This is a genomic window from Tomitella cavernea (assembly GCF_016599145.1).
Classification (GTDB): Bacteria; Actinomycetota; Actinomycetes; order Mycobacteriales; family Mycobacteriaceae; genus Tomitella; species Tomitella cavernae.
Genome location: NZ_JAENKO010000033.1, coordinates 23,146 through 29,598 on the forward strand (window position 1 = coordinate 23,146; position 6,453 = coordinate 29,598).

Consider the following 6,453-nt stretch of genomic DNA (forward strand, 5'->3'; position numbering starts at 1 on the left):
GCATCGTGAAAGCGGGGTGAGAGTTGATTCGCATGTTGCGTACACAAGACCGTCGGGAGCTGACGGCGTGCATTGTCGGCGGTGCGGGGTGCCTCATCGCCGGAGCGATGCCGATCGCCGCCTTCGGGCTCATCGGCGGCTGACAGTCCACACCACTGGACCCCATCCCACTACGTGGAGACGGCTGTGGCGCGGTTCCGCGGAACCGCGCCACAGCCGTCTTCTGCGCAATGCCTGTCAGTGACCGTGCCCGCCGGCCGGTGCGCTGCGCTTGAGGAAAAGCGTGGCGACGAAGGCGACGATGCTGATGGCCCCGGCCGTCGCGAACGCCAGGCGCATGCCGTCGGCGTCGAGGATGGGGCCGCTGCTGCCCAGCGTGGCGACGGAGACGAACACCGCGCTACCCAGAGCGCCCGCCACCTGCTGCAGCGTGGTGAGAATGGCGCTGCCGTGCGAGTACAGCGAGTCCGGCAGCACGCCCAGCGCCTCGGTCATCATCGGCGTCATCATGACGCCGAGCGCCACCATCAACAGGATGTCGATGCCGATCACCGCCCACACCGAAGAGTCTTCGCCCAGCAGCGCGAACAGCCACAGCGCCGCCGTCATGCCGGCGGCGCCGGGGATGAGCAGCGGACGGGCCCCCACGCGGTCGTAGAGCCGCCCCACCGGGCGAGACAGCGCGGCCAGCGCCAGGCCGCCCGGCAGCAACGCGAGGCCGGTGATGAACGTGCTCTCACCCAAGACGTTCTGCATGTACATCGGCAGCAGGATCGCCCCGGCGCCGAGCAGCGACATGAACACCAGCACGCCCACGATCACCGAGACCGTGAACTGCCGGTAGCCCAGCGGGAGCAGGCTCAGCAACGGCCGGTCCTCGCGCTGCAGCACCATCTGACGCCAGACGAATCCGCCCAGCACCACCAGGCCGGCGACGATGGGCGCCCAGGCGGGCATCAGCGTGTCGCCCGACCGCCCGATCAGCGAGAACCCGTAGACGATCCCGGCGAACGCCAGCCCGGACATGATCACCGATGCCACGTCCAACGGCACCTTGCGCGTCTCGCCCGGCACGTGCATGCGCGTGGCGCCGACCGCGAACATGGCCGCCGCAAGGATCAGCACCAGCCAGAACATCCACCGCCAGCCCATGCCGGACAGGATCGCGCCGCCCACGGTGGGCCCCAGCGCCGGGGCGAACCCGATGACGATCGCCATCGTGCCCATCGTCGCCCCGCGCTTGTCCTCCGGCACCAGCCGCATAACAGTGGTCATGAGCAGCGGGATCATGACGGCAGTGCCGCCGGCCTGTACGACGCGGCCCGCCAGCAGCACCTCGAAGTTCGGGGAAGCGGCGCACACGAGAGTGCCCACCGAGAACAGGCTCATCGCCGTCAGGAAGATCGCACGCGGCGAGAAACGCTCCAGCAGGAATCCCGTGGTGGGGATCACCACGGCCATGGTCAGCAGGAAGCCGCTGGCCAGCCACTGCACGGTGGTGGCGCTGACGTCGAGGATCTTCGCCAGGTCCGGCAGCGCCACCGACACGATGGTCTCGTTGAGGATCATCACGAACGCGGCGACCACCAGCATCCCGATGATGAGTCCCGAGCGTGGACCGACGGCGCTTTCCTCGGCCGCGGACGAGCCCTGCATGTCCATCGTCCCCGTATCGTTCGTCGTCATATTCCCCTGTCGATCCCCGTTGGTATGTCGTCGGCCCTGAAGGTCAGTTGTGTGCGGGCGCCTCGGTGACGGCCGACGCTTCGGCCGCCATCCGCTCGCGCGCCCAGCGCGGCAGGATGAAGACGCCCTCCGCCTCCACGCAAACGGTTTCGCCGTCCGAAATATGCCCGACGACGAACGCCTTGATGCCCTCGATGCGGTCCACCCGCGCCTCCGCGTGCAGGGCCCCGAGCGGCGTCGGGTTCCGGTACCGCAGCGTCAGTGTGCCGGTCATCCCTGGGCAACCGTTGACCGCAGCCGTGTATCCCAGCACCTGGTCCAGGATCAACGCGGAGATCCCGCCGTGCGTGAGCCCGGGCGGACCCTCGTAGCCGCGATGCAGGAAAACGTCGGCGTGAACTGTGCCGTCGTCGTCGTGCGCGCACTCCAGCGGAGGAGCAATGGGATTGCGCAGCCCCACGGCCGCGTTCCCCCACGAGCGCTGATGGACGTCGGTCGCGAAATGCATCCCGTACGGCACATCGAGGGTCCTCTCAGCGAGGATCGCACGCGCAGCCTCGAGATGCTCGCGCACACGGCCCACGGCCTCGGCGTCCACCTCCGAGACCACCGAGAGTTCGTTGAGCACCCGCAGGTCCTCGGCGAGGGGGCCGACCACCGCCGCCTCGGCGTCGATCTGTTCCTGGGAGCGGTCATCCTGCCGGAAGAAGCGGAGCGGGGAATGCCCGCCCGGGCCGTTCGCCTTCGTCATAGCCGTCCTTCACGCGTTGAATCCGGCCAGAATACCGATGTCAACGTCGTTGAGAGGCGCGGGCCTGCACTGATGTGACGACGATCGCTCCTGCCGCATCGTCACTGCGGGACCCCGCCACGGACCCGACCCCGACGAAACCCACCCCACCGCTTGACCCATATACCCCCTGTGGGTATGTTGTCGGCATACCCCCTAGGGGTAGAACGGAGTCAGAGCAACACCATCCGTGACGACGAGAGGAACTCGCAATGAGCACCACCGAATACGCCGTGACCGGAATGTCCTGCGGACACTGCGAGGGCGCCGTGCGCGAAGAGGTCGAGGCCCTCCCGGGCGTCGAGGTCGTCTCCGTCAGCGCGCAAGACGGCACGTTGGTCGTCTCCTCCTTGCAGCCGGTGGACGACGCGGCGGTGATCTCCGCCGTCGACGAGGCCGGATACCAGGCATGCCGCAAATAACCCCCGACCGCGGCGCTGTACCGCGGAGGAAGGCAAGACATGACCGCGCCGGAAACCACGCAGGACGAGGCGCCCCGCACTGAGATCGACCTCGACATCGGCGGCATGACCTGCGCGTCGTGCGCGATGCGGATCGAGAAGAAGCTGGGCAGGCTCGACGGCATCGAAGCCTCGGTCAACTACGCCACCGAGAAGGCCAAGGTCACCACGCCCGAGGGGTTCGACCCTCAGGAGCTCATCCGCGTCGTCGAGAAGACCGGCTACACCGCGGAGCTCCCTAAGCGCGCCGAGCCGGAGCGGGAGGCCCCTTCCGATGGGCCGGCCGAGGAGCCCGAAGACCGGGAACTGATCACGCTGCGCCAACGGCTCATCGGCTCCGTCGTACTGTCGGTGCCGGTGATCGCGCTGGCGATGATCCCGCCGCTGCAGTTCGACAATTGGCAGTGGCTGTCGCTCACCCTGGCCGCGCCGGTCATCGTGTGGTCGGCGTACCCGTTCCACAAGGCGGCCTGGACCAACCTGCGGCACGGTGCCGCCACCATGGACACACTGGTGTCGGTGGGCACGCTCGCCGCATTCGTCTGGTCGCTGTACGCGCTGTTCTTCGGCACCGCCGGCATGAACGGCATGCGGCACGGCTTCACCTTCACCGCCAGCGCCGGCGACGGGGCGGGCAACATCTATCTCGAGGTGGCGGCCGGCGTGACGATGTTCGTGCTGGCCGGGCGCTACTTCGAGAAGCGCGCGAAGCTCCGCGCGAGCGGGGCGCTGCGGGCGCTGCTGGACATGGGCGCCAAGGACGTCGCCGTGCTCCGCGACGGCGTCGAGACCCGGATCCCCGTCGGCACGCTCGCTGTGGGCGACGAGTTCCTGGTGCGCCCCGGCGAGAAGATCGCCACCGACGGGCTCGTCGTCTCCGGCAGCTCGGCCGTGGACATGTCGATGCTCACCGGCGAGTCCGTGCCCGTGGAAGTGGGCGAGGGCGACGCCGTCACCGGCGCCACCGTCAACGCCGGCGGTCTGCTGCGGGTGCGCGCCACGCGTGTCGGCTCCGACACCCAACTGGCGCAGATGGCCAAGCTGGTCGAGGACGCGCAGTCGGGCAAGGCCGAGGTGCAGCGCCTGGCCGACAAAGTCGCGTCGATCTTCGTGCCCATCGTCATCGCGATCGCCGTCGTCACGCTCATCGTGTGGTTCGCGACCGGCGGCGGGGCGACGGCCGCATTCACGGCCGCCGTCGCGGTGCTCATCATCGCCTGCCCGTGCGCGCTGGGCCTTGCGACGCCCACGGCACTACTGGTGGGCACCGGCCGCGGCGCGCAAATGGGCGTGCTCATCAAGGGGCCGGAGATCCTCGAATCCGCGCGGGGCGTCGACACGATCGTGCTGGACAAGACCGGCACCGTCACCACCGGGGCCATGAGCCTGGCGGACGTCGTGCCGGCCAACGGGGTCGACCGTGGCGAGCTGTTGCGCCTGGCCGGGGCCGTGGAGAATGCCTCCGAGCACCCCATCGCCCGCGCCATCGCCGACGGAGCCATCGCCGAGGCGGGCCCGCTGCCCGGAGTCGAGTCGTTCGCGAACGTCGAGGGCAAGGGCGTGCAGGGCGTCGTCGACGGGACCGCCGTGGTGGTGGGGCGCGAAACACTGCTGGCCGACTGGTCGCAGCACCTGACCGCAGAGCTCGCCGCCCGCAAGTCCGACCTGGAGGGGCAGGGCCGCACCGTCGTCGCGGTCGCCGCCGACGGGCGGGTGCTGGGGCTGGTGTCGGTGGCCGACAAGGTCAAGCCCACCAGCGCCGAGGCCATCACCCGGTTCCGCGCACTAGGGCTCACACCTGTCCTGCTCACCGGCGACAACACCGCCGTGGCCGAGGAGATTGCGCGCGAGGTGGGCATCGAGCAGGTGTTCGCCGAGGTCATGCCCGCGGACAAGGTGGACGTGGTGGCACGCCTGCAGTCCGAGGGCAGGGTCGTGGCCATGGTGGGCGACGGGGTCAACGACGCGGCCGCCCTCGCCCAGGCCGACCTGGGGCTGGCCATGGGCACCGGCACCGACGTGGCCATCGAGGCCGCCGACATCACCCTGGTGCGCGGCGACCTGCGCAGCGCCGCGGACGCCATCCGGCTCTCCCGGCGCACCCTGAGCACCATCAAGGGCAACCTGTTCTGGGCGTTCGGGTACAACACGGCGGCGATCCCGCTGGCCGCGCTGGGGCTGCTCAACCCGATGATCGCCGGCGCCGCCATGGCGTTCTCCAGCGTGTTCGTGGTGGGCAACTCGCTGCGGCTGCGGAGCTTCGCGGGGGCATAACGGGCGGGCTCACCGCCCTCCAGCTCGCCGAGTGGGGCAGTCCGGGGTGCCGATCACCAGATTCGCACCCCGAACAGCCCCACTCGGCGTCGGTGGCCCCGATTCACACCGGTGCCCCCGCCTGCCGCAGGGCCCCGCGGATCTGCTCGATCACAATCGCCCGCTTCCGCGGATCCGCCAGCAGCTCGGCCTTCACCTTGATCACTCTCCACCCGAGATCCCCCAACGCATTCACTCGCGTCATGTCCTTGGCCTGGCGCCTGCGGGTCAGATGGTCGTCGCCGTCGTACTCGACCACGACCCGCCACTGCGGCCAGCACAGGTCGACCTGGGCTACGAAACGGTTCGCCGCGTCAAAGATGGTGACTTGTGTCGACGGTCGCGGCAGGCCGGCGTCGAGGATCACGAGCCGCGTCCGCGTCTCCTGCGGCGACTGCGCACCCTCGTCCGAAAACTCGATGACGTTGCGTAGCTGCCGGATCCCACGCATGCTCGGATGCGCATCGGCGTAATCCGCGAGCTCGGTCTTGCGCAGCAATCGGGTCTGGTACAGCGCGTCGACCACCGCGACGGCGCGGGACATCGTCAACCTCCGCCCCAGATCGAACGCCGTGCGCACAGGCGACGTGACGGGGAAGCCGCGTTCTCGCCAAACGTCGCCCGGCCCGAGCCGGTCGCGACGGATGATGACGCCCGACGGCGCGCGCAGCTGACAGGCCGAGATGCACTCTGCCTGCTCGGAGTCGTCGATCCACTTCGTGCCCCACATCGCCGCAGCAGAGAACCCGCACAGCGTCAACCGCCTCCGCGACCAGGTCGCCACCGCCATCGCCTTACGCCGTGCCGTGAGCCTCATCCCCTTCGGCATGTAGACGTCGGGCATCAGCCGGATGCATTTCGTGCGCACGTAGTGTTCGCTGACCCACCCGTTGCTCACCGCTTCCGAGGCTCGGAACGGCCCAGTCATCTCCCCCATGCTCCGAGTCTTCCGGAAGAAGGTCGGCCCGCGGCACATTTATCCACACCCTGTGGACAACCAACCATCAGCCGCGTCGAGCAGTACGGATTCCAGTGCACGTTCGCCCGTCAGCACCCGACTCGATGCACAGCGGCGGCCGACCACCCCGCACCCGCGTCGAGTGGGGCTGTCCGGGGTGCTGATCGGCGGATACGCACCCCGGACAGCCCCCCAAGACGCCCACCCCAGACGAAGACACCCCGCAGGGGACCACCCCCACTACC

The 6,453-nt window shown here is 69.2% G+C and carries 5 protein-coding genes; 2 read left to right on the forward strand and 3 right to left on the reverse strand.

The features are described 5' to 3' along the window. Positions 1-237: 237 nt before the first annotated feature. Together JJ683_RS12390 and JJ683_RS12395 are read right to left on the reverse strand one after the other, a co-directional pair. Positions 238-1,686, reverse strand: coding sequence for a DHA2 family efflux MFS transporter permease subunit (locus tag JJ683_RS12390; protein ID WP_242474670.1), 1,449 nt, complete (start codon positions 1,684-1,686; stop codon positions 238-240). A gap of 43 nt (positions 1,687-1,729) precedes the next feature. Further along, positions 1,730-2,437: a PaaI family thioesterase gene (locus JJ683_RS12395; protein WP_200174509.1), complete on the reverse strand. Its 708-nt coding sequence runs from the start codon at positions 2,435-2,437 to the stop codon at positions 1,730-1,732. A gap of 251 nt (positions 2,438-2,688) precedes the next feature. Here JJ683_RS12395 and JJ683_RS12400 point away from each other — a divergent pair, with 251 nt between their 5' ends. Then, the gene (locus JJ683_RS12400; protein WP_200174510.1) at positions 2,689-2,898 is read left to right on the forward strand and encodes a heavy-metal-associated domain-containing protein; all 210 of its coding nucleotides are present in this window, start codon (positions 2,689-2,691) and stop codon (positions 2,896-2,898) included. A gap of 39 nt (positions 2,899-2,937) precedes the next feature. Beyond that, on the forward strand, positions 2,938-5,211 hold the full coding sequence (locus JJ683_RS12405; protein ID WP_200174512.1) for a heavy metal translocating P-type ATPase: 2,274 nt from the start codon (positions 2,938-2,940) through the stop codon (positions 5,209-5,211). 103 nt (positions 5,212-5,314) lie between these two features. Here JJ683_RS12405 and JJ683_RS12410 read toward each other — a convergent pair whose 3' ends face one another. Continuing rightward, positions 5,315-6,187, reverse strand: a complete 873-nt coding sequence (locus JJ683_RS12410) for an endonuclease domain-containing protein (RefSeq protein ID WP_200174514.1) — start codon at positions 6,185-6,187, stop codon at positions 5,315-5,317. Positions 6,188-6,453 lie beyond the last annotated feature (266 nt).